This is a genomic window from Methylocystis iwaonis (assembly GCF_027925385.1).
Taxonomy (GTDB): domain Bacteria; phylum Pseudomonadota; class Alphaproteobacteria; order Rhizobiales; family Beijerinckiaceae; genus Methylocystis; species Methylocystis iwaonis.
Genome location: NZ_AP027142.1, coordinates 3,391,833 through 3,418,143, shown reverse-complemented (window position 1 = coordinate 3,418,143; position 26,311 = coordinate 3,391,833). Strand labels below are relative to the sequence as shown.

24 protein-coding genes and 1 tRNA gene are annotated in these 26,311 nt (G+C 59.9%); 17 read left to right on the top strand and 8 right to left on the bottom strand.

Features of this window, described 5'->3' with window-relative positions:
* The first annotated feature begins 428 nt into the window (after positions 1 to 428).
* Entirely contained in the window at positions 429 to 1,358 is a 930-nt protein-coding gene (locus QMG84_RS16235; RefSeq protein WP_281929182.1) for an outer membrane protein, read from the top strand.
* 402 nt (positions 1,359 to 1,760) lie between these two features.
* Positions 1,761 to 2,537 carry a KilA-N domain-containing protein gene (locus tag QMG84_RS16230; RefSeq protein WP_281929180.1) on the top strand — a complete coding sequence of 259 codons (777 nt, stop codon included), beginning with the start codon at positions 1,761 to 1,763 and terminating at the stop codon, positions 2,535 to 2,537.
* Between the two features lie 478 nt (positions 2,538 to 3,015).
* Here the strand turns inward: QMG84_RS16230 and QMG84_RS16225 are convergent, their stop codons facing one another.
* The 3 genes from QMG84_RS16225 to QMG84_RS16215 form a co-directional block, all read right to left on the bottom strand.
* Positions 3,016 to 3,762 carry a hypothetical protein gene (locus QMG84_RS16225; RefSeq protein ID WP_281929179.1) on the bottom strand — a complete coding sequence of 249 codons (747 nt, stop codon included), beginning with the start codon at positions 3,760 to 3,762 and terminating at the stop codon, positions 3,016 to 3,018.
* A 150-nt stretch (positions 3,763 to 3,912) separates the two neighbouring features.
* Entirely contained in the window at positions 3,913 to 4,080 is a 168-nt protein-coding gene (locus QMG84_RS16220) for a hypothetical protein (RefSeq protein WP_281929177.1), read from the bottom strand.
* Positions 4,081 to 4,125: 45 nt separating this feature from the next.
* Positions 4,126 to 5,049 (bottom strand): IS1595 family transposase, encoded by a 924-nt coding sequence (locus QMG84_RS16215; protein WP_281929176.1) that lies wholly within the window; start codon positions 5,047 to 5,049, stop codon positions 4,126 to 4,128.
* 124 nt (positions 5,050 to 5,173) lie between these two features.
* Between QMG84_RS16215 and QMG84_RS16210 the strand changes: the two genes are divergently transcribed.
* The 5 genes from QMG84_RS16210 to QMG84_RS16190 all read left to right on the top strand — a co-directional run bounded on the left by QMG84_RS16210 (position 5,174) and on the right by QMG84_RS16190 (position 10,835).
* On the top strand, positions 5,174 to 5,542 hold the full coding sequence (locus tag QMG84_RS16210) for a hypothetical protein (protein WP_281929174.1): 369 nt from the start codon (positions 5,174 to 5,176) through the stop codon (positions 5,540 to 5,542).
* Positions 5,543 to 5,862: 320 nt separating this feature from the next.
* Positions 5,863 to 7,482, top strand: a complete 1,620-nt coding sequence (locus QMG84_RS16205) for a DUF5906 domain-containing protein (protein WP_281929173.1) — start codon at positions 5,863 to 5,865, stop codon at positions 7,480 to 7,482.
* Between the two features lie 458 nt (positions 7,483 to 7,940).
* Positions 7,941 to 8,591, top strand: a complete 651-nt coding sequence (locus QMG84_RS16200; RefSeq protein ID WP_281929172.1) for a hypothetical protein — start codon at positions 7,941 to 7,943, stop codon at positions 8,589 to 8,591.
* 323 nt (positions 8,592 to 8,914) lie between these two features.
* Positions 8,915 to 9,871, top strand: a complete 957-nt coding sequence (locus tag QMG84_RS16195; RefSeq protein ID WP_281929171.1) for a retron St85 family effector protein — start codon at positions 8,915 to 8,917, stop codon at positions 9,869 to 9,871.
* Positions 9,872 to 9,902: 31 nt separating this feature from the next.
* A complete protein-coding gene (locus tag QMG84_RS16190) occupies positions 9,903 to 10,835 on the top strand; it encodes a retron St85 family RNA-directed DNA polymerase (protein WP_281929170.1) in 933 nt (310 codons plus the stop codon).
* On the opposite strand, the gene QMG84_RS21565 is transcribed toward QMG84_RS16190, so the two are convergent.
* Positions 10,832 to 11,185, bottom strand: a complete 354-nt coding sequence (locus QMG84_RS21565) for a helix-turn-helix domain-containing protein (RefSeq protein ID WP_434085959.1) — start codon at positions 11,183 to 11,185, stop codon at positions 10,832 to 10,834. The two genes, QMG84_RS16190 and QMG84_RS21565, sit on opposite strands and share 4 nt — an antisense overlap.
* On the opposite strand from QMG84_RS21565, the gene QMG84_RS16180 reads away from it, so the two are divergent.
* The 4 genes from QMG84_RS16180 to QMG84_RS16165 all read left to right on the top strand — a co-directional run bounded on the left by QMG84_RS16180 (position 11,184) and on the right by QMG84_RS16165 (position 16,068).
* Positions 11,184 to 11,702 (top strand): hypothetical protein, encoded by a 519-nt coding sequence (locus tag QMG84_RS16180; protein ID WP_281929169.1) that lies wholly within the window; start codon positions 11,184 to 11,186, stop codon positions 11,700 to 11,702. The two genes, QMG84_RS21565 and QMG84_RS16180, sit on opposite strands and share 2 nt — an antisense overlap.
* A 175-nt stretch (positions 11,703 to 11,877) precedes the next feature.
* Positions 11,878 to 12,489 (top strand): hypothetical protein, encoded by a 612-nt coding sequence (locus QMG84_RS16175; RefSeq protein WP_281929168.1) that lies wholly within the window; start codon positions 11,878 to 11,880, stop codon positions 12,487 to 12,489.
* A gap of 142 nt (positions 12,490 to 12,631) precedes the next feature.
* Positions 12,632 to 14,596, top strand: a complete 1,965-nt coding sequence (locus QMG84_RS16170; protein WP_281929167.1) for a prohead protease/major capsid protein fusion protein — start codon at positions 12,632 to 12,634, stop codon at positions 14,594 to 14,596.
* Positions 14,597 to 14,994: 398 nt separating this feature from the next.
* On the top strand, positions 14,995 to 16,068 hold the full coding sequence (locus tag QMG84_RS16165) for a tyrosine-type recombinase/integrase (RefSeq protein WP_281929165.1): 1,074 nt from the start codon (positions 14,995 to 14,997) through the stop codon (positions 16,066 to 16,068).
* Between the two features lie 70 nt (positions 16,069 to 16,138).
* Here QMG84_RS16165 and QMG84_RS16160 read toward each other — a convergent pair.
* Positions 16,139 to 16,215 (bottom strand) — tRNA-Arg (locus QMG84_RS16160).
* Between the two features lie 64 nt (positions 16,216 to 16,279).
* Between QMG84_RS16160 and pap the strand changes: the two genes are divergently transcribed.
* Entirely contained in the window at positions 16,280 to 17,761 is a 1,482-nt protein-coding gene (gene pap, locus QMG84_RS16155; protein WP_281929164.1) for a polyphosphate:AMP phosphotransferase, read from the top strand.
* A 277-nt stretch (positions 17,762 to 18,038) separates the two neighbouring features.
* On the opposite strand, the gene galE is transcribed toward pap, so the two are convergent.
* On the bottom strand, positions 18,039 to 19,034 hold the full coding sequence (gene galE / locus QMG84_RS16150; RefSeq protein ID WP_281929163.1) for a UDP-glucose 4-epimerase GalE: 996 nt from the start codon (positions 19,032 to 19,034) through the stop codon (positions 18,039 to 18,041).
* Between the two features lie 128 nt (positions 19,035 to 19,162).
* Here galE and galU point away from each other — a divergent pair, with 128 nt between their 5' ends.
* The gene (gene galU, locus QMG84_RS16145; RefSeq protein WP_202071384.1) at positions 19,163 to 20,047 is read left to right on the top strand and encodes a UTP--glucose-1-phosphate uridylyltransferase GalU; all 885 of its coding nucleotides are present in this window, start codon (positions 19,163 to 19,165) and stop codon (positions 20,045 to 20,047) included.
* Positions 20,048 to 20,316: 269 nt separating this feature from the next.
* Here galU and irrA read toward each other — a convergent pair whose 3' ends face one another.
* Positions 20,317 to 20,790 (bottom strand): iron response transcriptional regulator IrrA, encoded by a 474-nt coding sequence (gene irrA / locus QMG84_RS16140; protein WP_246744674.1) that lies wholly within the window; start codon positions 20,788 to 20,790, stop codon positions 20,317 to 20,319.
* Between the two features lie 127 nt (positions 20,791 to 20,917).
* On the opposite strand from irrA, the gene QMG84_RS16135 reads away from it, so the two are divergent.
* Positions 20,918 to 22,123 carry a lytic murein transglycosylase gene (locus QMG84_RS16135; RefSeq protein WP_281929161.1) on the top strand — a complete coding sequence of 402 codons (1,206 nt, stop codon included), beginning with the start codon at positions 20,918 to 20,920 and terminating at the stop codon, positions 22,121 to 22,123.
* A gap of 200 nt (positions 22,124 to 22,323) precedes the next feature.
* On the opposite strand, the gene QMG84_RS16130 is transcribed toward QMG84_RS16135, so the two are convergent.
* Positions 22,324 to 22,845, bottom strand: coding sequence for a GNAT family N-acetyltransferase (locus tag QMG84_RS16130; protein WP_202071386.1), 522 nt, complete (start codon positions 22,843 to 22,845; stop codon positions 22,324 to 22,326).
* Between the two features lie 400 nt (positions 22,846 to 23,245).
* Here QMG84_RS16130 and QMG84_RS16125 point away from each other — a divergent pair, with 400 nt between their 5' ends.
* The 3 genes from QMG84_RS16125 (at position 23,246) to QMG84_RS16115 (ending at position 26,297) form a co-directional block, all read left to right on the top strand.
* Positions 23,246 to 24,814: a 2-isopropylmalate synthase gene (locus QMG84_RS16125; RefSeq protein WP_281929159.1), complete on the top strand. Its 1,569-nt coding sequence runs from the start codon at positions 23,246 to 23,248 to the stop codon at positions 24,812 to 24,814.
* A gap of 186 nt (positions 24,815 to 25,000) precedes the next feature.
* Positions 25,001 to 25,456 (top strand): helix-turn-helix domain-containing protein, encoded by a 456-nt coding sequence (locus QMG84_RS16120; protein WP_281929157.1) that lies wholly within the window; start codon positions 25,001 to 25,003, stop codon positions 25,454 to 25,456.
* A 349-nt stretch (positions 25,457 to 25,805) separates the two neighbouring features.
* Entirely contained in the window at positions 25,806 to 26,297 is a 492-nt protein-coding gene (locus QMG84_RS16115) for a response regulator (protein WP_281929156.1), read from the top strand.
* Positions 26,298 to 26,311: the final 14 nt, after the last annotated feature.

The window sequence follows — 26,311 nt, the reverse complement described above, 5'->3', positions numbered from 1 at the left end:
AAGGAAAGCTGTTGGGCGGCGGCGCATATCCGAAAATCCATCAAAAAGGAAGGGCGCGAGAGCGTACCGCGGCATCGACGCCGCAGCGCATCTTTTGGCGGAAGCGTCCGTGTGAAAAGAGGCGCGAAGATGGCTCAGATGCGACGTCATGGAACCGGGCGCTTCCTCGCACGGACGCCGCACAGCGACCCTCATTGGCGCACGGCAAAGCATGTCCTCCTGTACGTAGCTACACGTAAGCAGATATAAGTAAGTATAAATACTACACATGCCTATGACTTAACTGTATTATTGGCAATATTTGTTGCACATTTGGCACATGCGATAATAAAGAACGACTTTGCCGTAATATCCATCTTCTCATAAAACTATACGTGCGATCTATTCCCCGCGATCACTAGAGGCGTGATTCAAGGAGGATGATCGTTATGAAAAAATTCTGTCTTTCGGTTGCAGCTTCGGCGTTGATGGCGGGCTCCGCCTTTGCGGCGGACCTTCCGTCCCTTAAGGCTCCGCCCGCCGTGGCGCCGGCGGCTGCGCCCTTGCCGACCTGGACAGGTTTCTATGCTGGCGTGAACGCCGGCGGGACATGGGCCTCCGACACAACGGCGACGCTCACGCAGTTCGACGGCGTCCTGGTGACGTCTGCGCCCGCCAAGCGCTGGGGCGGCCCCCAGCCTGCGCCTGCGCCCGGCCAATGGGCCTGGTTCAGCGGCGGCCAGGGATTTGCGGGGATCGGCAACCGTTCCGGCTTCATCGGCGGCGGCCAGGTGGGCTATAATTACCAGTTCTACCAGAACTTCCTCGTGGGCCTGGAGGCGGACATCCAGGGCGTCGCCAGCGGCGGCGGCGACACCACCCTTTTTGGCGTGCTGCCGCTCCCCTCGGGCTTCAGCGTGAGCCAGTTCACGCGGCTTTCAGGCAGCCTCGACTATCTCGGCACGGTGCGTGGTCGCTTGGGCTGGCTCGTCATGCCGACCCTCTTGCTCTATGGCACGGGCGGCTTCGCCTATGGCGGCGTGACCTTGAACGCGAGCACGCTTCAAATCCTCAACCCGACCGGCCAGTTCGGCGCCGGCTTCTCGAGCTTCTCCGACACGGCGACGGGCTGGACGGCGGGCGGCGGCCTCGAATGGATGTTCATGCCAAACTGGTCCGCAAAGGTCGAATATCTCTATTACGACCTGGGCACGATCCACACCTTCGGCGGCGCAGGCATCGCTTTCACGCCGGTTCCCACTTGGAGCTTTGCAGCGACAACGCCTGTGGTCTCCGCGCCCATCCGCGGCAATATCGTGCGCGCGGGCGTGAACTACCATTTCAACTGGGGCTCGGCGCCGGTCCTCGCGAGTTTTTGACCGAGCGAAATCCAGCCTTTCGTTCGTCAAGGGGAGGCCCGGTTCACGCCGGGCCTTTTCTTTTTGGCTAGTGATCATCGAACGACGAAACAAATCAAACGGGTAAGCAAAGAACCTTAGGCTAAAAGCAGAGGCGCAAATGACGCGCCGGATCAACGCATAACGATATCTTTATGTACTAGTATCAAGGGTTTGCGGTGGAATATGCTCAGTTGGCACTCGACTCGCGAGAGCGCCAGCGCAAAACTCATGCCTTCGGCGAATCAAGAGGGGGACAGCCGATTGCCGCGGCGTCCCCCAAATTCAGGTCAAGCCGCTAGGCCCTTCCTCCCTGAACAAGCGGACCCTATGCCGAAAGTCCGTGGGCAGTCTAGTGTCTTGTCGCCGCACAAAGGCGTACAAATGACTGATAACAAACTCGACTTCTTCAAAGTCAAAGGCCGTAAAATCGCAGTGGATGGAAAAGGGCGCATCCGCCTCGATGACATCCACAAAGCCGGCGGCTTTACGCGACAAACACCCTACGAGTGGGGCAGGCTTGCAACGACGCTCTCGCTTATCACGTTTACGGCAGAAAAAAACACGGGGAAATCCCGTCTCTTGTCAAAAGATGATCTGTTATCAGTGTTTTGCGCTAGACGTGGGAACCTTGGTGGCGTTTGGGCGCATCCAAATCTTGCCCTCGCATACGCTAAGTATCTGAGCCCGTCGCTTCATTACGAAGTCAACGAGGTTTTCCTTCGCTACAAGGCCGGCGACGCAACGCTTGCGGATGAAATCCTCCAGCACGCGCCCGCGAAGGATAACGAATGGGCTGGCGTTCGCGCTCTTGGTCGAGCCAAGCGCATCGATCTAACCGCGACCCTCAAAGAGCACGATGTAACGAAGCCTCTTGAATTCGCTCGCGTTACCAATGGCACATACAAAGGCCTTCTGGGCAAGACCGCCAAACAATTGAGAGCTGAGAAAGGCCTGTCAAAAACCGCCAGTTTACGGGACGCGATGAATACTCGCGACCTTGTGTTCGTCATGGCCTCCGAGCAATTGGCTAAAGAACGGATCGAAGACGAAGACTCGCGCGGCGTTCACCAGTGTGAGATTGCGGCCACCAAAAGTGCTGCGAGTATCCGTAGCGCGATCGAAGCAGACCGCGCCGACCGCAGCAAACGCCTCGTCTAGCTCTTAGACTTGCCCTTGTGGACGCGCCCCTTGCTCGCAGGGCGCGTCTTTTTATCCATGCTAGGCGGGCGGATTTATGCTTTAGGCCGCCCTTAACCGCAGCGTCTACGGCACACTCAAATCGCGCCCAAGCATCTTGATCAGACGCGTCACCGCGCGGCTCACTTTCCTGTTTGGACTTTGACATGCCTTACATCCCCGGCGACGATGAGAACTCCGAATTTGCCACGTTCATTAGCGCCTTCGAGGAGCTGTACCACGACTATTGGTTCCATCTCGGGAAATTCATCCATGCATTCTCCGGAACGGAATCCGATCTGCTAAGGCTTTTGGTCAAAATTCTAGGTCTCCGAAAAGCAAAGCAGGGGCAATTATCACCATAACGTAGTAGGCGACTAAATGTCGGCAACATCTCAAGCTGACCAGCAAGGGAGAGAGGTGGTTATAACCACTGAGATGTTGGACGCGGCGTGTCGGGTTATGGAGAGCTTTGACGCTTGCGTAGGAAGTCCAGACGACTTCGCATGTGTATTATATGTCGCGATGTTACAGCATGACCCATCAGTGTCTTCGGCTGGTTGCCGTGTGACAGGGCTGACTTTACGTTCAGGGCCATTGGAGCGACGCATTTTCTAAATGTCTGCATGTCGGCAAAAATCTCAAAGCAATGCTCGACATCTGACTGAATTATTTTAGATTTTACCGCGCCTGTCGCCTTACCTGTGACATGGCGTTTCGTTAGCGTTGCTGTTTTATCGCCCTCCGGCGGGAGGGCGTGGCTTAGGTTGTTTCGCTCCACCCTTATCGCGTTGAAAAACGCGCATATGTCGTCGACTTCACTCAAAAAATCAGCGTCTTGAAAGTGCACCATAGCGGCGTTGCGTAGCAATTCTGTGCGACTCACGTTGGCGATCATGTTTGTGATTAGCTCGCCAACCTTTTGATCAAGACCTAGCATGGTCCAGAGCGCATATTGCATGTCGAATTCGGCACTTACCCATCCTAGTGAAACAATTCCGATGGCGGTAAGGTGGTCTTTGTCAACGCCCAGATGTTGGGCTGCGCTGTCAAACCTGTCTGGGGTCGAGGACATGCCGGGAAACCATAAAAAAGAGCCTGTTGGCGTGGGGGATGAGCCGGAGGCATGGTCCCGCTTTGAACGCGCCGTCGATGCAGCGGTTAAGAGCGGGCCGAAACGCAATCCTGCGCCGCAGCCTGTGAACAAGAAGGCGCGCCCCGCGAGCAAAGGGCGTGTCCATAAGGGGAAGAAAGATGGATGAGGATAGGCTCGCGTCGGTTTTAGCAGCTGCGCTTTATCTTTCGAGCCCGCATTTGTGGGAGGACCCGGCGCGTGCCGTAACGACAATCAAGGACGCTATCTTGAACTTGTCCCGTATTGAGAGCTTAGGCGCGCCATCTTCTCCATCATGCGCCTCTGGTGTTCTTGCTGATCGGCAAACGACTGCATGATTTTTTGGATTGCCTTCAGCGTCTCATTCATTTGCTCCAATTGCTGAAGCGTCTTTTCCTCAAATTCTGTCATGGCTTATTCCTCTTTCTCCAACGAATGAAAGCGTGAGCCGCCTTTTTAAAGTGGGCCTGCTTCACCAGCGCGCCGATACATCAAGCGCTTTCCGACAATGCCGGGGATGCTCCCGGCCATACGGTCGAAATCGCGCGTAGAGCGCGTGTTGTAGCGGTAATCGAATTCGAGCATGTAGCGGTGAAGGTGCGCCTCGGAAACGTGATGATACGAGCCGATGATGCCGCGCTTCACGATGCTGAAGAAGCTCTCGGCTGTGTTGATGTGGATGTAGGAACCAAGGCGGACATACTCGTTGGCGGAATGGTTGACCGTGTGGTGGGCATCGAAACGCTTGCCAATGCCGCTATAAACCGGCGCTTCATCGGTCATGAGCACGGAAGCCGCCTCGACGTTCTTCGCGATGATGGGCTTCAGCGTCTTGGCGGTCACGTTCGGCACATGGAACGAGCGGACTTGGCCTTTCTCGCGGTCGATAAGGGAGAGAACGGCCTTCTTGGGGGCGGGTTCCTTAAAGGCGCGGTTCTTCGCCTTGCCGCCGACGAAGGTTTCATCGGCTTCAACCGGCGTGTTCGGGCCGCCGAACGGCGTGGCAGCGTCATTGCGGAAGCTCTCGCGGATGCGATGGCACATGAACCAGACCGTCTTGTAGGGGCGGCCGATCATGCGGCTGATTTGAAGGGCGCTCATGCCCTTCTTTGAAGACATCATCAGGAAGGTGACGGCCAGCCACGTATGCAGCGGCACCTTTGAGCTTTCGTAAAGCGTGCCAACGGTGACGGTGAACGGCTTAAGGCAGGCGTTGCACTGGTAGAGGCCCGCGCGATGGCTCTTGCCCTTCATAAGGGTGGCGTGGTTCTCCGCCTTGCAATGGGGGCAAACCGGGCCGTTCGGCCAAACCCGTGCTTCCAACCAAGCGCGAGCGGCGTCTTCGTCATGGAAAATCGGGTTGGAAAGGTCGTTGGCCATCTGAATTGCTCCTTATGGGAGCATAACAACATATGGCCACTACTACGTCAAGGTGATAATTGCCAAAGCAGGAGCCATTTTTAATGGGGTAAGACAAGACGTCGCGAGGACGTATATAAAGTCGGTGTTAGACGCAACAAAACAGAAAAAACGCAAACTTAGGATTGAGAGGCCGTTTGATCAGTTTGGAGCTATCGCCACACTTAGGAACGAAGTTGTGCACTGGGGAGCAAGCTCGGATTTATGCGGAAACTTCATTATTTCAAATTATGATAGGAAGCCTCTAAAGCCGAAATTGTATCAGATAAATATTGAACACCTAAAGCATGCTTGTGCGGACCTGCTGAAAATTTCGCTTTTCATTCAATTTGAGCTCGGTGAGATAGACGTTCCAGTTGAGAAGGTTGACGCATATATGCGCGAAGCATGGCAATATAAACCGCCTCAGCTTTCTGCTCAGCGTCAAGCCCAAGATATTCGCCGAGCAAAATAGCCGCCCCCGCGACCTGAAAAAACGAACATTCAATTAATTCGGCTAGGACGATACAACGAGAAGTCGGCCATCGCACACCGAATGATGAGGCGTCAGCGGCTCTTGCAGCAGGGGCGCCTTGGCGCCCGCGTTGTGATCTGTGGCGGTCCCGACAGGATTCGAACCTGTGACCTTCGGTTTAGGAAGCCTCAGTCAGGGCCGAGCCATCAAAGCCTTAGCGCTCGCCGGGCTGTAAAACCGGCGACGGGAAATCAGCGGCTTACGGTCGATTTGTCAAACCAAGACCATCGCGACTCCGACCGTTCGACCAGGGGGGCGTGATGGGAAAAGACGAAATCGCCCAGGCCGTCGAGGGCGCGGAAATCTTGGCCTTCCCAGGGGCGCGCAAGGCGACGCGGGCGGAGGGCGGAGCCGCTGCCGAGTTTGAGCATGATCGGCCGTGTAGTGGTGGCGGCGACTCCGAGCCACCCAAAGATGACGCGTCGCCAGAAGAGGGGGACGGCGGATCGGGCGATTTAATTGACGATATGAATCGTGAGTGGAGCTTCGTTTTGATGGGCTCCCGTGCCGTCGTGATGCGTGAAACGCCTCAGGCGCCGATCGAGGATCAGACGCGAGTTCTGTCAATCGACGCGTTCAAAGCGTATTTTCAGAACACGTTCTGTCCCGTCCTCAAGCGGGAGCGACAGGAAGACGGCTCCTATCAGACCGTCCGTCGCTATGTGTCCGTCGCGCCCTATTGGCTCAAGCACGCGCGCCGGCGCACCTATGATGGCATCGAGTTTTTCCCCGATCCGAACAATGCGCCGGGGACGAAGGGCTATTTCAATTTGTGGCGAGGTTTCTCTGTCTCGCCGGACATGGAGACGCCTGCCAAAGAGCGTTGGAAGAAATATTTCACCTTCCAGGATCACGTGAAGGCGAACATCTGCGATAGCAACTACGAAATCTATCGCTGGGTCTGGCACTGGTTCGCCCATCTCGTGCAACGGCCACGCGAGCGCATCGGCACGGCGATCGTGTTGCGCGGCAAGATGGGCACTGGCAAGACCGTCGTCGGCGACGTCATCGGCTCGCTCTTCGCCTCGCACTATTTTCTCGTCGACGATCCGCGTTACCTCGTCGGCCAGTTCAACGCCCATATGGGCTCTTGCATTCTGCTGCAGGTGGATGAGGGCATTTGGGCCGGCGACAAGGCGGCGGAAGGTCGGCTGAAGGGCCTCGTCACCGCGCCCAAGCAGATGATCGAAGCCAAGGGCGTCGATCCAATACGGCTAGACAATTACGTCCGTCTGCTCTTCTCATCGAATGAAAACTGGGTGATCCCCGCTGGCATGGATGAGCGCCGCTTCGCCTGCTTTGATGTCGCGGACCATTGGAAGGAAGATCACGGACGTTTTGCGCAGCTTTACGCCGAGCTCAATAGCGGCGGGAGAGAGGCGTTGTTGGCCGATTTGCTGTCGGTCGATCTCGACGCGCCGGATGCTCCCAACCTGCGAGTGATCCCGAAAACACCGGCGCTGCTCGAACAGAAAATTCGGTCACTCGATCCGATCGCGGCCTGGTGGCTTCAGCGCCTCGAAGATGGCGCGCAGACGCATCGTGCGGGGGCCTGGCGCGAGAAGGTGCCGGCTGCAATGCTCTTCAATGATTATCTCCGCACGAACGAAAAGATTGGTGTGCGGCGAAAGGCGAGCGAGACAGAATTCGGAATAGCGATTCGCCGCTTGGTGCCTGGCGTCGAGCGCGTGCGCTCCGTCGAAGAAATCGAGGTCTGGGACGAAGAGACGCTAAAGCCCGTCCAGGTCACGCGGCGCGTATGGTGCTTGCGTTTTCCGTCTCTCGCGCAGTGCAAGAGGAGTTTCGAGGCGGCGCTGAAGCAGGAATTTCCATGGGGCGAAGCCGTGCCCGAGGAAGAAGCGGAGCCCGACGCGATCTGAAAGTGTCCCACCTTGTCCCACCTTCTCGCAAAGGTGGGACACTGTAAGCAACTGAATTCAAGAGCGTTGTCCCACCTGTCCTACCTTTTTCGGCAATTCGAACAAATTGGCCGGCGCGGTCCGATAAGCAAAATAGGTGGGACAGGTGGGACAGGTGGGACAAGCGACGTGTAATCAGGTTGTTAGCGTGTCCCACCTTTATTTTTTTATCTATCGAGGTGGGACAGGTGGGACACTTTAGTTGAGTGTGACCCGGGGGCATCCGGCGAGGCGAGCAGCAATCAAACGGCGCTGGCACGTGATCGAATGCTACAGGCTAAGGACACGGCCCCCGAACGGGTTACGGGTCCTCCCCGCGCGAAGCCAATACGATAGAGGCGGGGGTCCGGGGGTGGGGACGAGGTTGGAATTTGCGGCAGAGTTGCGGATTGCAGGTTGCACGTTAGTTGAGGTTGCAGATGGACCTGGATGGTTGCGCGAGCGATGCGGAGTTGAGGGAGGATGCTGGCGACTGGGCCTCGATGACAGACCTGGCCTGCATTACCGGCACGTCGCATCAAAACATCTCAAAACGTGTCGCTGCCTTCGTTAGGAAGGGTTTGTTGCAGACAAGGCGGGCGGGAAAGACGAAGCTGGTCCATCGGCCAACCTACGAGGCGCTCGCTCTCGCGGCGCATGATCCGGCGCAGGGTCTTCGCCTAAGGCACGTCAAGGCCGCGAGCGACTCAAACCCAACGACGACTATTCAGCCCCGCGATGTTGCGGGGAAGGGGCGGGCTTCCGTCGCGGACTATGACGACGCCGCCGCGCGGGAGAAGAACGCCAAGGCCGCGCTCGCCGAGTTGGAACTGTCGCGCCGCCGGGGAGAGCTTGTTTCGGCGCGGGACCTCGAGGGCGCCGCAGTCGCGGTTGGAACAAGCATTGCGCAGCGCGTCGCCGCGTTGAAGACGCTGGCCGGGAAGCTCTATGCGGCATCCAAGGGCGGGGAAGAGGCGCTGGCGGCAACGCTGACACAGGAAGTCGCCGAGGTATGTCGCTTGATCGGTGAAGATATGCAGAAGCTAGGTGAATTTGGCGAAGCGAAGGATGCGGCGGCGCGGTCGAACTGACGATCGCGCAAACAAAGCAAAGCGGGACTGAGATTAGCCAGGCGTGCAGTCCAAAGGCCTTCGCAAACAGCCGCGTTGCCGGAAGCCTGCTCTACGAGCGCGCCTTAGATCGGCGACGTCGTCTTGACTGTTAATGGGCGTCTCGATACGTTTTCCGGAGCTTACGCGTGAAGCGCCCCAACAGGCGCTGGCCTGGCGCTTCGCTAGGTCTCATTTTATTGTTCCCACTTGCGGCCTCGGAAGACGGCTTTGGGCCATCGTCTGGGGACCGCTCCGCTCGATGGCCCAAAGCCGTCTTCCGAGTCCTTAAAGGTAAGCTATTGTTGCCGTTTATCGAAGATTTTGATGTAGATCGCATCCATGTAAGGGAGCCGTTTGAGGTAATACTTCTATGCGGCGGCGAATACGGTGACATAAATGAACCGGTTCCGAAATCACTGCGCGATGCCTTTTTGAAGGCAACTCCTCCGAAGTCCATCGCCAATCGCGAGCTAATACAGGCCGAAAGTATCACTAAGGAGTATGATTTCTTTGAAAGCTATCCAGACATACTAATTTTTGAGACTGACCTCGCGCAAATAGTGGACCTTATAATTTTGTTCTGTGAAAGCGAAGGTAGCCTTGCTGAGTTAGGCGCATTCGCTGTTATGGAAGAGACTCTAAAGCGTTTGTTCGTCGTTATCAGAGAAAAGCATTGGAAGAATGCCTCTTTTGTAAGGCTAGGCCCTCTCAAGCGCATAGAAAATGAGGTTGATCGCAGTGCAATACAAGTAATTGCGGATGCGGACGTTGGCTTAGAAGAGCGATCGGCCGCTAAAGTCGATAAGCATAAATTGATAGAGCTTCTTGATGGGCCTCTAGAGAGGCGCTTAAGTGTCGATCGTGAGTCCACCACGTTCGATCCCGCGCGTGCAGGGCATGTGATAAAGTTAATAGTTGGTCTTGTCCAAGAATACGGCGCGCTTACGTTGGCAGAAATTTCGCTTTTATTAGAGAAATTCGAAGCGCCTAGGGATGAAAAGCAAATAAAAGGCTATCTCAGGTGTGCAATGGTCGTCGGTTGGTTGACGGTAATCTCGAAAGGAAGTGATGATTATTATGTTCAGACCCTTAGCAGCCTTGCGAAGGGGGTGGATGCCGCGACTTTGCCAATGAAGGATGGGTCCAAAGAGACGAGCAAGCCACGTCGACGCGCTTTCATAAGGGAGTATTGGAAGGAAAAGGACAAGATTCGATTTGCAGCAATTCAGCAATCGGCAAGGTCTCTCGCCAGTGTCTAAATTTATCCGCTCGCTCGTTGAAGCCTCTGGGATGAGTGAACTGGATGTACGAGTAATTGTCACCACGGCACCCGTGCGCTACAAAAGATATTCTATAGAAAAGAGAAATGGTGGCGAGCGGATAATATCTCAGCCTGCTAAAGAGGTGAAATATCTCCAGCGTATTTTCGTTGAAGAATTTTTGACAAAACTTCCGGTGCACAGCGCGGCAAAAGCGTATCGAGAAGGCCTGTCCATTCGAAGCAACGCGGAAGTTCACGCTGAATCCGGTGCTATACTTAAATTTGACTTTTCGAATTTCTTTCCGTCGATCCGATCGGATGATTGGTCGCTTTACTGTAAGAAAAATAGTGTATTCGATGAAGACGAAGATATATATCTAAGTTCCATGTTATTGTTTAGTCGCACTAGTTATGGGTCGCTCTTGAGATTGGCGATAGGCGCTCCATCGTCGCCGGCTCTTTCTAATATTCTAATGTTCGACTTTGACAGCCTGATAACAGAGGAAATGAAAAAAGATAAGGTAAATTACACGCGCTATGCAGATGATCTAACTTTCTCTGCCAAGCGGGTTGGTAATCTATCTGGTGTTGAACGTGCGTTGCGTAGAACTATAAAGGAGGTATCTTTTCCAAGATTGCGGTTAAATGAAGATAAAACTGTTCTTGCAACCAAGAAATACCGAAGAGTTGTTACCGGATTGGTTCTTTCGGACGCGGGGACTGTGTCGCTCGGACGCGATCGCAAGCGGGAAATTCGCGCAGCCGTCCACCATTACACGATGGGCCGGCTTGATTCTAAAGAAATATCTCGCCTCGGTGGTATGCTGGCTTTTGTCAAGGCAGTCGAGCCTGATTTTCTATTGAGGCTTTCTGAAAAATTTGGTCAAGGTACTATCAAGCGGATCAAAACCGGTCAGCCTCCCCAGCGTCCTCTACATGCGCAGGCTGACAGTTCCTTCTAGGATTTTTTTAGTCGAACGCCTGCGCCGCCGCCGTTTTCGGGTAGGAATTCGACGCCGGCCGCTTCAAGCGCGGCCTGTATGGCGGCAATTGTGCGGGGCTTTAGCTCTTCGCCTGCTTCCAAACGCGAGATCGTATTGGGCGCTACCTGAGCCAATTGTGCCAACTCTCGTATGCCAAGCCCAGTCGCAACCCGGGCCATTTTGCACTGGATCGCATTCATTTCGAAACCATGCTCTCTTTTGGCGTTGACGTATCGATTAATGGCCTCTAAAAAGTAGCCTCGTTTCGATTTCATATCACGTAACCAACGGCGAAACCAACGTTTCGGTGAACAGGAGAATTTTGCCATGAGCCAGGCGCGGGAATTCGTTGAATTGCCACGAGGAATACGGGCGCGCATCGAAGCGACGATCGAGGCGTTGGTAGCAGCCCTCGATGAAATGGACGGCGATTCCGATGTCGAGCCGAGCCTCGGATCTACCGAAATGTCGGCAGAACGCAGCCAGCTCTATTGGGGCGCGAGCGGCGCGCCGGAGGGCGAAGACGAAGAAGGCGGCGACGATGAGCCCTCGGGAGACGAGCGCGAGCCGACCCTGGGCGCGACGGCGGCGCTCAACCAACCGACCGCCTGGGCGTCCCCACGCGACACTTGGATAACGGGCGGCGAGGGCGAACTGGAGCCGTCTCTCGGCTGGACGCGACATGGCTACGGTGCGCCGGGAGCCTTCAACCGAGGCTATGACCACGACCGCGAATTCACAACCGGCCCGAACGATGAGGAAGGAGACGTCGCTGAATTATCGGGAGTTGGCGATGCGGATGGCCTCGCCGAACAATGCCCGAGTTGGACCGGAGCGGCCGAATGATCTGAAAGACGCACGTTCGTGCGTGGCGTCGCGCTTTTTTGATCCGCTAACCAACTGATTTCCAACGACGGGTTTTGCGTCGCCCGTCCGCAGTGTCTATTTCGAGTATGATGATACTTGAATATCGCTGTGTTTGAGTTATATTCAGGCACGAGCATACAAGACGGAGGCCGTCGTGATCTTCGCCGATGGGTACCACGTATCGACAGGAAAGCTTGCCGTCCTCACGGGCCGTAAGCACGACCGCGTGAATAAGTTCGCCGAGCAGCTCGCGACGAAGGCGGTAGGAACCTTTTTCCTCACGGAAGGCGGCAAACGCCGCTGGTTTGCGTCGCAGGTGCTTCGCGCTGAGATAGCCTTCAACGCCGCCGACCTGGATGGGAAAACAGGCGGCATGTCTGCGGTCGACCTTTTTCGTAACCTCGACAGCGTCGACCACCTTCCCGCCGCGTTCGACGACGTTTTCGAGCCCTATCCGCGCGGGAAGAAGACAGAGATTTGGACCGATCGCACCAAAGACCTCTATGTCGCCATATGGTTCTACACCCACGCGGGCGACGATATCGCGTCGAAACACAGCTACCTTGCGACGGCGTGTGGAAGCCGTGAGCAGATCATTGAGAAACTCGCCGCGTGCGATACGAGTATCTGCGTCAATCAGGTGCATCTTTTCAACGTGCACGCGGCAGCGGCTCGCGTTCAGCATCGCGCGCGTGAGGCGGGGCTCGATTTCCCCGCGCTGCGTGAGCATCTCGGCCGCCCCGAACTAACGGCTCCGCAGGACTGAGGGCGCAACGATGAAAAAGACCGCGAAAGCCTTCCAGTTTGAGACCAAGCGCTGCGAGAGGGCCGCTCGGGGCCAGAAGGTCTCGCATCTCACGCTTGAGTCTTTGCCTGTCAAAAAATTCACCCCCTCGCAGGGGGCGATCATGACGCGTGCAGCGCCCCGTGTTGGCGCGAAGCGCAGTGGGCCTCCCGCGTCGAGCCAGTCGCGCTCTGCGAGTGTCGCGCCGGGCTCTTACGACCCCGAGATGCGCAGTTTCCGCACCGTCCTCTCGACGGGTGCGAGCGTCAAGCGCTACGGCTTCAACGAAGAACTGAACATGGACCCCGCCGCCGTCGACCTTTCGCGAGTCGCGCTTGGGCAGGTGAAGTTTCTCGACTCCCATAATCAGGGCGCGGTCGGCGCCATTATTGGCACTTTGACAGACGCTCGTTTCGAGAATGGGCTTTTGGTCGGGATCGTGCAGCTTGCCGAGTCTGAAGCGGCGCACGCAATCGAGCCGGATATTGCGGCCGGGCATATCAAGGGCATTTCGATCGGCTATCGCGTCGATCAGTGGACGTTGGTTGCGAGCGGCGACGTCGAAACCTGGCGCGCCGATAAGTGGGCGCTGTTGGAAGCTTCCGCCGTCAGCGTTCCCGCCGACGCGGGCGCGATGATCCGCTCGTTAGACGAAGGCGAGGAGGATTTCGACGACGAGGATTTCGGCGGGTCCGCTCCTGCATCAAGCGGAGCGCGAAAACGCAAAAATCCACTGGAAAAGCCGATCGACGCACGCGGCTACCAGCTCTTCGTCGAAATTTTCGGGGAGGGCTTCAAGCCGCATCTCGACCAACTTGTCGCCCAGGACGCCTCGTTTGCCTCCGTTCGTGAAGCGGCGATGGCCTACAAGCGTGCGCTGACCGAAGCCGGCCCAATCATTTCCAACATCAATCGTGAGGCAAGCGATGCCCGAGGCTATCGCCTAGAGCCTCGAAATTCGTCCGAACATGACATCGGAGAACGTGGCTATATGCGCGCAAACGCAGAGACTCTCGACAACCCGCAGTTCTTGCGCCAGACGCTCGAAAACGCCCTCTATGCGCGGATGGCAGGCAAGCCGCCGGAAGGCGCTGCCAAACAGTTCGTTAACACCCGGCTTGCGGACTATGATGACATTCTCGCCGAGTCGGGCGGCGAGCGCCGCTCCTGGCTCTCGCGCGGACCGGGCCGCTGGTTTGGCGGAGCGCGGGCCTCACACACGACGAGCGACTTCCCGAATCTATTGATGGGCGCGGGCAACCGCGTGCTTCAGGACGCCTATCAGGTCGCGCAATCGCCTCTCATGATGTTGAGCCGCGAGCGCATGAGCGCCGATTTTCGGCCCGTGAACATTCTCAAGATTTCGGAGGCACCGGAACTCAAGGAAGTGAAGGAGAGCGGCGAAATCACCTATGGTTCGCGTGGCGAAGAGGCTCAGGCTTTCAGCGTGAAGACCTTCGCGCGCCTCTTCTCTCTGAGCCGGCAAGCCTATACGAATGACGACCTTTCGGCTTTCGCCGACTTTCTGCAAGCCTTCGGTCGCGCGGCGGCCGAGACGGCGGCAAGCCAGATGGTTGCGCTTTTCACGGCGAATAGCGGCAACGGCGTAAACCTCTCGGACGGAAGCGCGCTGTTCACGACGGCGCGCGGGAACAAAGCGGCAGCCGGGGCGGTGATCGCTGTCGACTCGCTCGGCGCCGCGCGACAGGCGCTGAGGGAAACAAAGGGCCTCGACGGCAAGACGCCGATCGGCCTCACGCCGCGTTACCTCGTTGTCGGTCCCGCCAAGGAAACCGAGGCCGAACAGGCAATCTCGGCGATCATGGCGAACCAGGTTAGCAACGCCAATCCCTTCGCCGGCAAGCTCGAAATCCTAGTCGAGCCCCGCTTCGCGGGGAACGCCTGGCGCGTCTTCGCCGATCCCGCGCAGCAGTCCGTTATCAGCCATGCGTTCTTGAACGGGCGCGGCGGGCCGATCCTCGAAACGCGCGAGGGGTGGACAACGCTTGGCGTCGAATTCCGCGCCATCCTAGACTTCGGATGCGGCGCGACCGATTGGCGTGGCGCTTATCTCAATCCGGGCAACTGACGCCCGCAAGCTTTCCCCTCGCGCGAAACAGCGGCCGTGCGAGGGGATGAGCGCTCGTCTTCCGAATTTCTTGGCGGAACGGCGGAACTGGCGAGCGCGGCCCGCGTGTGGGGTAATCCTCGCTCTGCGCGCGGGCCGCCATCCGAAAAGCGTGAGGTTGACGACGTGGCCAGTGCGACAGTGCAACTCAACATCATTCCAAAGCGCATGCTGACCAGGGCGGAAGCCGCACACCATTGCGGCAGGCCGGTCAAACGCTTCGAAGTTGAGTGCCACGTTGCGCCCGTGCGCTTTCCGAATGGCGACGCTCGCTACGATGTGCGCGATCTCGACGCTTGGCTTGATAGCCTTAAAGGTGGATGCTCAAGCGACGCCGACGATATTGTCGGGAGGCTCGAGTGACGAAGATAAAGCTACGCGGCTTCCAGATTTTCAAAGACCGCCATGGGCGGTGGCGCTGCTACCATCGGAAATCGCGTACAGCTATAGACCTTATGAAGTTCCAGCTCGGCTCGGCTGAGTTTTTTGCGGAATGCTCGCGGATTGCGGCGCTGAAAGAGGCGCAGACGCCGAAGGAAAAGCCGGGCACTCTTGGGATGCTCATCGCAGGCTATCGCTCGCATACCGCGTTCCTCGACCTCGCGCCCCGCACGCAGGCGGACTACCAGGGGCATTTCGACTACTTGCGGCCGATCGCCGACACGCCGCTCGCCCGCTTTGATCGGCCGCTTGTTGTGCGCATCCGCGACAAGGCGGCGGCTACCAAGGGCCGGCGATTCGGAAACTATCTCAAGGCGACGCTTTCCGTGCTTTTTGGCTGGGGTCGAGAGCGTGGCTATCTCGCCGACAATCCCGCGTCGGGCATTAAATCGATCCGTCGGCCAAAGGGCGCGCCGGATGCGAACCGGCCGTGGAGCGACGCGGAACGCCATGCCGTTCTCGACGCAGCGCCGGCGCATATGCAGCCGGCAATCGCGCTCATGATGATGACAGGGCTTGGCCCCAAGGATGCGCTCGCGCTCCCACGCAATCACTGGCGCAACGGCGAGATTGCAACGAAGCGCGCCAAGACCGGTGAGCCTGTGTTCTGGCCTGTCCCGGCGCCATTGGAAGCGATTTTGCGAGCCGCGCCGGGTCACGACGCCGTAACGCTTTGCGCCAGCTCCACGGGCCGCCCCTGGACCCTCGACGGCTTTCGGGCTTCGTGGCGGACGCTGCGCTTGAAACTGGAAAAGGAAGAGGAGGTCGGGCCGGGCCTCACCCTCTACGGGCTCCGCCACACGGTCGCGGTCATCCTCCGAGAGGCGGGCCACGATGAACGCACGATCGCCGACGCCCTCGGGCAACGCACCATCGAGATGGCGCGTCGCTACGCTCGCGGCGCCGACCTCCGCCCGAAGATGAGAGGCGTTGTCACTTCTCTGGAGGCCGAATTGGACAAGCGGCGAACAAAGACTGTCAAACCCGCCTAGGAAAAGTGTCAAACTTTGCGGCGGCGCAGAGAGGTCAAAGCCAAATGTGTATAGAAATCAGTAGATTGAGTGGCGGTCCCGACAGGATTCGAACCTGTGACCTTCGGTTTAGGAAACCGCTGCTCTATCCTGCTGAGCTACGGGACCCGCTCGCCGCTACATCTACCACAGCTTGCCCGTTTGAAAAGTTGCCTTTGCCGGAAAGAGACCCATGTTCGAATCCGCCAACCTGCCGCATGTCATGACCAGAGACGAGTTCGAGGCCGCCGAGACGCGGTTGCGCGAGCTTTTGCTCGACGCGCAGTTCGAGGTGGCGGAGCAGAGGCGCGCCGCGATCATGGTGCTCGTCAACGGCTCGGACGGGGCCGGCAAGGGCGAGGTCGTCAACCGGCTCTACGACTGGCTCGACGACCATCTCGTCGAGACCCTCTCTTACCGCAAACCGACGGACGAAGAACGGGCGCGCCCCGGCTCCTGGCGCTATTGGCGGGATATGCCGTCCAAGGGACGCATCGCGCTCGTCATCGGCTCCTGGCACCATCGGCTGCTGCGCAACCGCGCCTTGGGGCGGCTGGACAAAAACGCTTATGACAACGCCCTGGAGGATATGATCCGCTCCGAGGAAATGCTGCGCCGCGAGGGCGTGCATCTCCTCAAGATCTGGCTCCATATGGACGATCGCGAGGCGCAGAAGCGGCTCGAGAAGCTGCGCGAGGCCAATGGCGCGCTGCGCCGCCCCGCCGTCATCGAATGGGACGAGATCGACGGCGGTAAGGCTCGGGCCCGCCTGACCGACGCGGCGTTGGAGATGATCGAAAAGACCTCCACCGGCAATGCGCCCTGGGCCGTGGTGCCGGCGTCCGACCCGCATTACCGCGACGCCGCCGTCGGCGATCTCTTGTTGCAGACTCTGACCGGCGCCGCCGAGGGGACGCCGGCAGCGCCGAGCACGCAGGCCGTCGCGACGCCGGAGAGCGCTTTGCCGCGGCCGAGCCTCGTTTCCGCGCTGGATCTGGCGAAAACCGCCGATCGGGAGACCTACAGCCAGGAGCTGCGGGACTTGCAGCAGCGCCTGACCGAGGCCACGACGGCCAAGAGCTTTCGGAACAGAGGGCTGGTCCTGGTCTTCGAGGGCAATGACGCGGCGGGGAAGGGCGGGGCGATCCGGCGCGTGCGCGAGGCGCTCGATCCGCGCCGCTTCCGGGTCCATGGCGTCGCCGCGCCCAGCGACGAAGAGCTGGCGCGGCCCTATCTCTGGCGCTTCTGGCGCAATCTCCCGCGCCGCGGCGACGTCGCCATCTTCGACCGTAGCTGGTACGGACGCGTGCTCGTCGAGCGCGTCGAGGGCTTCGCGCCGCCGGAGGATTGGATGCGCGCCTATCCGGAGATCAATGATTTCGAACGCCAGCTCGGCGAGTGCGGCTATCTCGTCGTCAAATTCTGGCTCGCCATCTCGCAGGACGAGCAGTTGCGCCGCTTCCAGGATCGGGAAGCCAAGCCGTTCAAGCGCTACAAGCTGACCCCCGACGATTGGCGCAACCGCGAGAAATGGGCCCTTTACGAACAGGCGATGACCGAAATGGTCGACCGCACCAGCTCGCGGCTCGCGCCCTGGACGCTGGTCGAGGCCAATGACAAGAAGTTCGCCCGTCTCAAGGTGCTGCGAACCATCGTCGAGCGGCTGGAGGCGTGATTGGAGAGCCCCTTCAACTCGGCTTCGTGCGCCTTCAACCGGCGTAGACGTCTCCCGCGTCATGGCCGCGCTTGTCGCGGCCATCCACGCCGCGCCGAAGCGGAAAGCTGAGAACATGAGCGGGACCAACGCTTATGCTGCCCGCGTGTCGTAACGTCCCGGCGTGGATGCCCGCGACAAGCGCGGGCATGACGCGGCTGCGTAGGGTTTTCTAACCTGGATTCGGAGCCCTGAGTTTTCAGCGGTGGGCGACGCGGCGACCCACCGCAGAACCGGCCTACCCCGGATGACCCGACCGCTCGCCGAGCTTCCTCTCCCAGTCGAGCGCTTGCCGCACGATCTCGTCCAGATTGTCGTGCTCCGGCGTCCAGCCGAGCACATTTCGCGCGCGATCATTGGCGGCGACGATCGCCGCCGGATCGCCCGGCCGGCGCGGGGCGTAGTCGACCGGAAAATCGACGCCGGAGATGCGCTTGACCGCCTCGATGACCTCCAGCACCGAAAAGCCATGCGCATAACCGCAATTGGCGACGAGGCTTTTCCCGCCGTCGCGCAGATAGCGCAAAGCGTCGAGATGGGCGCGGGCGAGGTCCGTGACCTGGATATAGTCGCGAACGCAGGTGCCGTCGGGGGTGGGATAATCCGTGCCGAAGACCTGCATCTTCGGCCGCTTGCCGAGCGCCGCCTGCGCCGCGACCTTGATGAGATGGGTGGCGTTGGGCGTGGATTGGCCGGAGCGGCCCTTGGGGTCGGCTCCCGCGACGTTGAAATAACGCAGCGCTACATAGTCGAAATCATGCGCCCGCGCGGTATCCTCCAGCATCCATTCGACCATGAGCTTGGAGCGGCCATAGGGCGAGACGGGCTTCAAGGGCTCGTCTTCGGTCACGGGCAGATGCTCGGGATCGCCATAGACGGCGGCGGTCGAGGAGAAGATGAAATGCTTCACGCCGCAGCCGACCGCGGTCGCGATCAGCGAGCGCGCTTTCGCCGTATTGTTGAGATAGTAGCCCAAAGGATCGGCGACGGAGTCGGGGACGACGATCTTGGCGGCGAAATGGATGATGGCGTCGACTTTGTGGTCGCGGATCAGCTCCGCGACGAGCTTTTCGTCGCCGTCGTCGCCGACGACGAGTTGCGCCCCCTCGGGGACAGCCCAACGAAAGCCGGTCGACAGATCGTCCAGCACGACCGGTCTTTCGCCGGCGTCGAGGAGCTCGAGAACTGTATGGCTGCCGATGTAGCCAGCGCCGCCCGTGACCAAAACCGTCATCTTGCCCCTCCGGTGTTCCTCACCCCAAATTAACGCCGCATCGTTAAAACTCAGGCCGGCTGCGTAGAATTTGAGTCTTTTACGCGAGATTCGGCGCTTCCGTAACCTAACCACTCGAAGTCGGACCAATGACCAAACGCATACGTAAGGCTGTTTTTCCTGTCGCCGGCCTCGGCACGCGCTTCCTGCCGGCCACAAAGGCGGTGCCGAAGGAAATGCTGACGGTCGTCGACCGTCCTGTGGTCCAGCATGTGGTCGACGAGGCGCGCGAAGCCGGCATCGAGCATTTCGTTTTCGTCACCGGACGCGGCAAGGCCGCGATCGAGGACCACTTCGACATGTCCTATGAGCTCGAGGACACCCTTAAGCGCCGCAACAAGACAAAAGAATACGAAAGCCTGATGGCCGATCTGCCGAAGGCGGGCGCCACGAGCTTCACGCGCCAGCAAGCGCCGCTGGGTCTCGGCCACGCCGTCTGGTGCGCGCGCGAGATCATCGGCGACGAGCCCTTCGCGGTGCTGCTTCCCGACATGATCACCCTCCCGGCCGCCGGCAAAACCTCGCGCTGCATGGCGCAGGCCGTCGAGGCCTATGAGAAGCACGGCGGCAACATCATCGCCGTCGAGGAGGTGAGACCCGAGGAGACGCATCAATACGGGATCGTCGCCAAGGGCAAGGATTTCGGCGAGACGTTCGAGATCACCGGCATGGTGGAGAAGCCGCCGCAGGGCACCGCGCCCAGCAACTTCATTATCTCGGGACGCTATATTCTTGAGCCGGAGATCTTCGCGCTGCTCGAAAAGGGCGAGAAGGGCGCGGGCGGCGAGATCCAATTGACCGACGCCATGATCCACCTCGCCAAGGAGCGGCCCTTCCACGGCGTGCGCTTCGACGGCCGCACCTATGACACGGGCTCGAAGCTCGGCTTCCTGGCGGCGAATGTCGCCTTCGGCTTGGCGCGGCCGGATGTGGCCGATGGGCTGCGGGCGGAGCTGAAAAAGCTTCTGGGCTGAAGATAATCAAGCGCGCCTAAAGGCGCGCTCGGACTGCTGATAAAGTGGCGGCGACGCCCCTCGTGCTTCGAGACGCCTGCTGCGCAGGCTCCTCAGCATGAGGGGCTTCTGCATCAAACACTTAGGCCTCATCCTGAGGAGCGAGCGAAGCTCGCGTCTCGAAGGACGAGGCCGCCTTGGAGGTTTGCTGATAAACTGAGCGCGCCTGAAGGCGCGCGGTCCAATGGTGGCGCTGGACCGCGCGCCTTCAGGCGCGCATCCGGGACCGCTCAGCCCTTCTTGGGGCGAATGCGGATGATCACGTCGCAGCCGACGATCTCCATGCCCTCCGGCGGCGCCGGCAGGCGGGAGAACTCCACCGAGCGATCGGCCGCGTCGAACATGCGGCCTGTGGCTTCATCCATGAAATGGTGGTGAGGCGAGGTGCGGGTGTGGAAATAGGTGCGCGGGCCCTGGACCGCGATCTCCCGCAGAAGCCCAGCTTGCGCGAATTGGTTCAGCGTGTTGTAGACAGTCGAGAGCGACATGGTGAGGCCGGCTTCGCGCGCCTCGGCATGGAGCGCCTCGGCGCTGACGTGGCGATCGCCTTTGCCGAAGAGAAGCTTACTGAGCGCCAGACGTTGCACGGTGGGGCGCAGGCCGGCGTTGCGGAGCTTGGTCTTCGGATCCAGCGGAACGCCGGCGGGCTGCTCCCGCAAGCGGCGGGAGTCGTTGAAGCTTCTAGGCACAGCTTGATGTGTCATTGTAAGGACCGACAGCGAGCAATCTCGCCCCTCGAAACTCTGTTGTCTTCAGTAGACGGCAGCGCGGCTGGCCTGTCAAATGCTGCAATATGAAAGATTTCCAAACAAGCAGGGCCAGGGGAAGACAATGAGCCGCAGGGAAAGGGCCTTGGGCCCTCTCGATCGTCGCCGCGCCTTGCAGGGGCTGGCTCTGAGCCTGATCGCGCTCGCCCTTCCGGCGCAGGCTGAAGATTTCGCGCAATTTCTGCAAAACATCTGGCCGCAAGCCCAGGCGGCGGGCGTCTCCCGCGCCACCTTCGAGGCGGCGGTCTTTGGCCTCGCGCCGGAGCCGGGCGTTCTCGCCAAGCCCAAGGCCCAGGCCGAATTCACCATCTCCATCCCCGCCTATCTCGCTGGAGCGGTGACGAGCAGCCGCGTCGCGCGCGGCCAATCCGTCGCGGCGGAGCTCGCCGGCCCTTTGCGCCGGGCGACGGCGCGGCATGGCGTTCCTGGCGAGATCATCGTCGCCATTCTCGGCGTCGAGAGCAATTTCGGGACGGCGACCGGGGGCGCCGATGTTCTGAAGGTGCTGGCGACGCTCGCCTGGAAAGGCCACCGCGCCGAGACGTTCATCGAGGAATTCGTCGCCGCTCTGGTGATGCTGGAAAAGGGCTATGCGACGCGCGCGCAATTGCGCGGCTCCTGGGCGGGCGCCATGGGCCAGCCGCAGTTCATGCCTTCCGCCTATCTTAAATATGCGGAAAGCGACGACGGCGCCGGCGCGCCGGATATCTGGCGTTCGCATGCGGACGCCGTCGCCTCGATCGCGCGTTTCCTTGCGAAATCCGGTTGGGTCGCTGGCCTTCCTGCGGTGGTCGAGGTCCGCCTGCCGGATGGCTTCGATTACGCGGCTTTCGATCTCGACTTCGGTCGCTGTCGGTCGCTGGGCGTTCAGCGGGCGGACGGAGAGGCGCTGCCTTCAAGTGGCGCAGCAAGCCTTTACTTGCCGGCTGGCGCGAATGGGCCGGCGTTTCTGATCTCGGATAACTTCGAGGTCATTCGGCAATATAATACTTCGGACGCCTATGCGATGTCGGTTGCTATTCTCGCGGATCGTATCGCCGGACGAGAGACGCCGTTAACCCCTTGGCCGCGCGTCGCGCCACTTTCCACCGGCGACGTCAAGGCGATGCAGCAGTTGCTGACCGAGAAGGGCTATTACCGGGGCGCAATCGACGGGAAGTTGGGCCGCACCAGCCGTAACGCCGTCCATGCCTTTCAGATCGCGGAAGGGATACAGCCCGCCGACGGCTTCGCGACGAAGGAAATCCTCACGAGGTTGAAAGGGCGCTGAGCGTCAGACCATTTCCGTTTGAACAAGTGCTGAAAGCCCGACCGGGAATCCAGAGCCAAAATAGCGCTGGTTTTGCTCTGGATTCCCGATCGCTCGCTGCGCGAGCGTCGGGAATGACACTGACCCAGTCCATGCGGACCTAGCACCGGTCGATCATTGCGAGGAGATCGCGCTTCGCTACGCTCGCAATGACGGCGTGATTAGCGTACGGGCGCGGAGACGAAGCCGAAGGCGACGCGCGTCAGCATATCCGAGCCGAAGCGCTCTTCCGCGCGACGGACGGTCTGGCCGCCGAGGCCGCGGTAGAAAGACAGCGCCTTCTCATTATCAGCGAGCGCCCAGACGATCGTCGAGAGATAGCCGTGCTCGGCGAGCTCGCGCCGCGCCGCGTTGAACAGGCGCCGGCCCAAGCCCAGGCCCTGATGCTGCGGCGCCAAATACAGCTCGAAGATTTCGCCCGAATAGGGCATCGACGGCACGCGGTTGCGGCCATAGGTCGAGTAGCCGGCGATCTGCTTGTCGAAATCCAGCACGAGCAGGCCCGTGCCGCGCACGATCGCGGAATGCCACCAAGCCGGCCCGCGCCGCGCAATCATGCGTTCGAGTTCGACGCCAGGAATGACGCCGCGATAGGCGTCGCGCCAGGAAGCGTCGTGAACGCGTGCAATTTCCTCGGCGTCGCCGGGGCGTGCGTGGCGGATCGAGAAGGCGGTTTTGACCATGGAGAGATGTTAGGGCTCATATCGGCCTTTGGGCAAGAGGCACGAAAGGCGGAAAGCGCAAAAAAACAAATGCGCTTCGAATAGACTTTTGATAGCCTCGACTTACGTCGGACACGCAGGCGGTCGCTTGCCTGCCGCCGCGTATTTGCTTATCCTTGGGCGATTTCGGCCTGGAGAAGGCCGTCGAAGCGAGGACGTCGGAAGGTGGCTGCCGATACCGCCACATTTGAAGCTAAAAAGGCGTGCGGGCTTGCCGGCTCTTGCGCGGCTTTTGCGCGCGCCGGCCTGCTGCTTCTTCGTCGCCCCTGACGCCCGCAGGGCTTTTGCCCAGGCGGTCAGGGGCTCGACGTAACCCGGATATGCCCTGACATCGGGCGCAGCAGCTTCAGAAAGTTTCATCATGACCCATACCGCACATGGCTGCCAGGACGGCGAGCGCGTCGTCATTTTCGACACGACCCTGCGTGACGGCGAGCAATCGCCCGGCGCCTCCATGACGCTGGAGGAAAAGCTGGAAGTCGCCGAACTGCTCGACCAATTGGGCGTCGACATCATCGAGGCGGGCTTTCCAATTGCGAGCCCCGGCGATTTCGAAAGCGTCTGCGAGGTCGCGCGGCGCGTGAAGAATGCGACGGTCGCCGGCCTGGCGCGCGCGTCCGAAAAAGACATCGACCGCTGCGCCGAGGCGCTGCGCGAGGCGAAGCGGGCGCGCATCCACACTTTCATCTCCACCTCGCCCGTTCACATGAAATACAAGCTCCAGATGGAGCCGGCGCGGGTGCTGGAGCTGGTCGCCTCCTCGGTTGGTCGCGCGCGCAATCAGGTGGCGGACGTCGAATGGTCGGCGGAGGACGGCACGCGCACGGAAATCGATTTCCTGTGCCGCTGCGTCGAAACGGCGATCAAAGCCGGCGCGACGACGATCAATATTCCCGACACCGTCGGCTATACGACGCCGCAGGAATATGAGCAGCTTTTCCGCACCGTGCGCGAGCGCGTGCCCAATTCGGACAAGGCGATTTTCTCCGTCCATTGCCACGACGATCTGGGTCTCGCGGTCGCCAATTCGCTCGCCGGCGTGCGCGGCGGCGCGCGGCAGGTCGAATGCACGATCAATGGTCTGGGCGAGCGCGCGGGCAACGCCGCGATGGAGGAAATCGTGATGGCGTTGAAGACGCGTCACGACATTCTGCCCTATCACACCAACATCGACGCCACGCTGCTGACGCGCGCCTCCAAGCTCGTCTCGGCGGTGACGTCCTTCCCGGTGCAATACAACAAGGCGATCGTCGGCCGTAACGCCTTTGCGCATGAGAGCGGCATCCATCAGGACGGCATGCTCAAAAATGCGCATACTTACGAGATCATGACGCCCGAGAGCGTCGGCGTCACCAAGACCTCGCTCGTCATGGGCAAGCACTCCGGCCGCCACGCCTTCCGCGAAAAGCTGAAGGAGCTGGGCTACGACCTCGGCGAGAATGCGTTGCAGGACGCCTTCAACCGCTTCAAGGATCTCGCCGACCGCAAGAAGTTCGTCTACGACGAAGATCTGGTTGCGCTCGTCGACGACGAGATCGTTTCGGCGCATGATCACATCAAGGTGCTCGCCTTGATGGTCATGGCCGGCACGCATGGTCCGCAGTCGGCGGCTCTCACGCTCGACATCGACGGCGACAAGGTGACTCACCAGGCGACCGGCAATGGCCCGGTGGACGCGATCTTCAACGCCATCAAGGCGCTCGCGCCGCATGAGGCGACGCTGGAGCTCTATCAGGTCCACGCCGTCACCGAGGGCACCGACGCGCAGGCGGAAGTCTCCGTGCGCCTCACCGAAGAGGGCAAATCCGTCACCGGCCGGGGCGCCGATCCGGACACGCTCGTCGCTTCGGCGCGCGCCTATGTCTCGGCGCTCAATAAGCTGATGGTGAAGCGCGGCCGCTCCAAGCCGGAGGCGATGCAGGCGGTCTGATTGTCGAAAATGAGCGTCCCTCGACCTCTCTGGCGAGGGACGCCCTTTATCTCGTGACGGAACGACTATCGCCGGCGTTTGCCTTCGCGCCAGCGTCGCGAGCCGAGGGCGCCGGTCTCGCGTGCGTGGCGCGCCGAAGCGTCGTTCCGCTCATTCCCGATGAAAATTGCCCGACTGGATAATCCCATGCCCGAAGAAGAGAGGAGTTTTCCGGATACGATCGTTCAGGAAAACTATGTGACCTTTCAGCACGAGTTCATCGAGTTTCTGGTCGCCCAGCTCATCGATTTTCGTAAGGTATTCAACGGTGATCTCGACGAGCTGCTGATCTTTATTTTCGTTTCCCGTTACTATCTGCGCGAGGAGCGCGGCCGCCTGCAGGAGCAGGAGCAGGACGTTCTGTGGGCGGTTCCGCCCACCCTCTCCCGAATATCGGAACTTACCGGAATCCCGCGGGAGACGGTGCGCAGAAAGCTGCTCGCTTTGCAGAAGCGCGGCCTTCTGGAAAAGGTCGAGCCGGATAAATGGCAGGTGGCCGTGCGTAACGACCAGCCGATCATCCGGGCGGATTACGAACAGTTCTGGCAGCGAGAAATGCGCCGCCTCGTGAAACTGGTGCGCGCGCTCGCGCCTTATATCTGATCACGAAAGAAAAATGGGCTGCCGTCGCCAGCAGCCCAAGTCGGGGGGAGAACGCCCAAAAGGGCAAGATCAGCAGGAAGGTAAGCTGACTGATTGTGAATCTATTGGGCGCTTCCGTTTGCTTCAACGAGGCCGCGCCCATTTTGGGCGTAGAACGCAAGAATGGACAAAATGCCGCAACGCAGCGCGTCGCGCAAAAGCGGCAAGCGCCTCGGAACGCTCGGCATTTACGCGCGTTAACGATCCATTGCTTGAGCCGCGCGTAAGCGCTTGCCGTTAATCGACGCGCTTCTACTCGGGAGATTGGCGTCCGAAACCGCAGGATTGCTGCGAGGAGAGAGGCTCCGCCGTGAATTTGCCCCTGGATGAAGCGCAGGCGCCCGAAACAGCGCCGCACCCCCGGATGAAACGTCGCCAGCGCGCCCTCGACGTGCTGGTCGTGGAAGACGAGTCGATCATCGCCAAGGACATCGAGTTCATCATCACCGATCTCGGGCATCGGGTGATCGGTCCGGCCCGCACCCAGGAAGAGGCGTTGTCGCTCGCCCTCAAATCGCGGCCGGCGGTGGTGGTCGCCGATGTGCGGCTGGCCGACGGCAGCTCGGGAATCGTCGCGGTCGACGAGATGCTCAAGCAGATCGACGCCGCGGTGGTGTTCGTGACCGCCGTTCCGCAATGGCTTCAAACCGGCGACCTCGAGCCCGTGTTGGTGATACCCAAGCCTTACACGGTCGAGGAGGTGAAAGCCGCTGTGGCGCAGGCCGCCTCCAAGCGCGCGCAGTCGCTCGAGACCATCATGGCGACGAAAGCGGCGGTCGGCCGCCTGACGCGCAAGCAATAAGGATTTTCTAGCCA

Excerpts from the sequence above, each read along its gene's own strand:
- QMG84_RS16235 (WP_281929182.1), top strand. The coding sequence starts at position 429 with ATGAAAAAATTCTGTCTTTCGGTTGCAGCTTCGGCGTTGATGGCGGGC.
- QMG84_RS16230 (WP_281929180.1), top strand. The coding sequence starts at position 1,761 with ATGACTGATAACAAACTCGACTTCTTCAAAGTCAAAGGCCGTAAAATC.
- QMG84_RS16220 (WP_281929177.1), bottom strand. The coding sequence starts at position 4,080 with ATGACAGAATTTGAGGAAAAGACGCTTCAGCAATTGGAGCAAATGAAT.
- QMG84_RS16215 (WP_281929176.1), bottom strand. The coding sequence starts at position 5,049 with ATGGCCAACGACCTTTCCAACCCGATTTTCCATGACGAAGACGCCGCT.
- QMG84_RS16205 (WP_281929173.1), top strand. The coding sequence starts at position 5,863 with ATGGGAAAAGACGAAATCGCCCAGGCCGTCGAGGGCGCGGAAATCTTG.
- QMG84_RS16200 (WP_281929172.1), top strand. The coding sequence starts at position 7,941 with ATGGACCTGGATGGTTGCGCGAGCGATGCGGAGTTGAGGGAGGATGCT.
- QMG84_RS16190 (WP_281929170.1), top strand. The coding sequence starts at position 9,903 with ATGAGTGAACTGGATGTACGAGTAATTGTCACCACGGCACCCGTGCGC.
- QMG84_RS16180 (WP_281929169.1), top strand. The coding sequence starts at position 11,184 with ATGAGCCAGGCGCGGGAATTCGTTGAATTGCCACGAGGAATACGGGCG.
- QMG84_RS21565 (WP_434085959.1), bottom strand. The coding sequence starts at position 11,185 with ATGGCAAAATTCTCCTGTTCACCGAAACGTTGGTTTCGCCGTTGGTTA.
- QMG84_RS16170 (WP_281929167.1), top strand. The coding sequence starts at position 12,632 with ATGACGCGTGCAGCGCCCCGTGTTGGCGCGAAGCGCAGTGGGCCTCCC.
- pap (WP_281929164.1), top strand. The coding sequence starts at position 16,280 with ATGTTCGAATCCGCCAACCTGCCGCATGTCATGACCAGAGACGAGTTC.
- galE (WP_281929163.1), bottom strand. The coding sequence starts at position 19,034 with ATGACGGTTTTGGTCACGGGCGGCGCTGGCTACATCGGCAGCCATACA.
- galU (WP_202071384.1), top strand. The coding sequence starts at position 19,163 with ATGACCAAACGCATACGTAAGGCTGTTTTTCCTGTCGCCGGCCTCGGC.
- irrA (WP_246744674.1), bottom strand. The coding sequence starts at position 20,790 with ATGACACATCAAGCTGTGCCTAGAAGCTTCAACGACTCCCGCCGCTTG.
- QMG84_RS16135 (WP_281929161.1), top strand. The coding sequence starts at position 20,918 with ATGAGCCGCAGGGAAAGGGCCTTGGGCCCTCTCGATCGTCGCCGCGCC.
- QMG84_RS16130 (WP_202071386.1), bottom strand. The coding sequence starts at position 22,845 with ATGGTCAAAACCGCCTTCTCGATCCGCCACGCACGCCCCGGCGACGCC.
- QMG84_RS16125 (WP_281929159.1), top strand. The coding sequence starts at position 23,246 with ATGACCCATACCGCACATGGCTGCCAGGACGGCGAGCGCGTCGTCATT.
- QMG84_RS16120 (WP_281929157.1), top strand. The coding sequence starts at position 25,001 with ATGCCCGAAGAAGAGAGGAGTTTTCCGGATACGATCGTTCAGGAAAAC.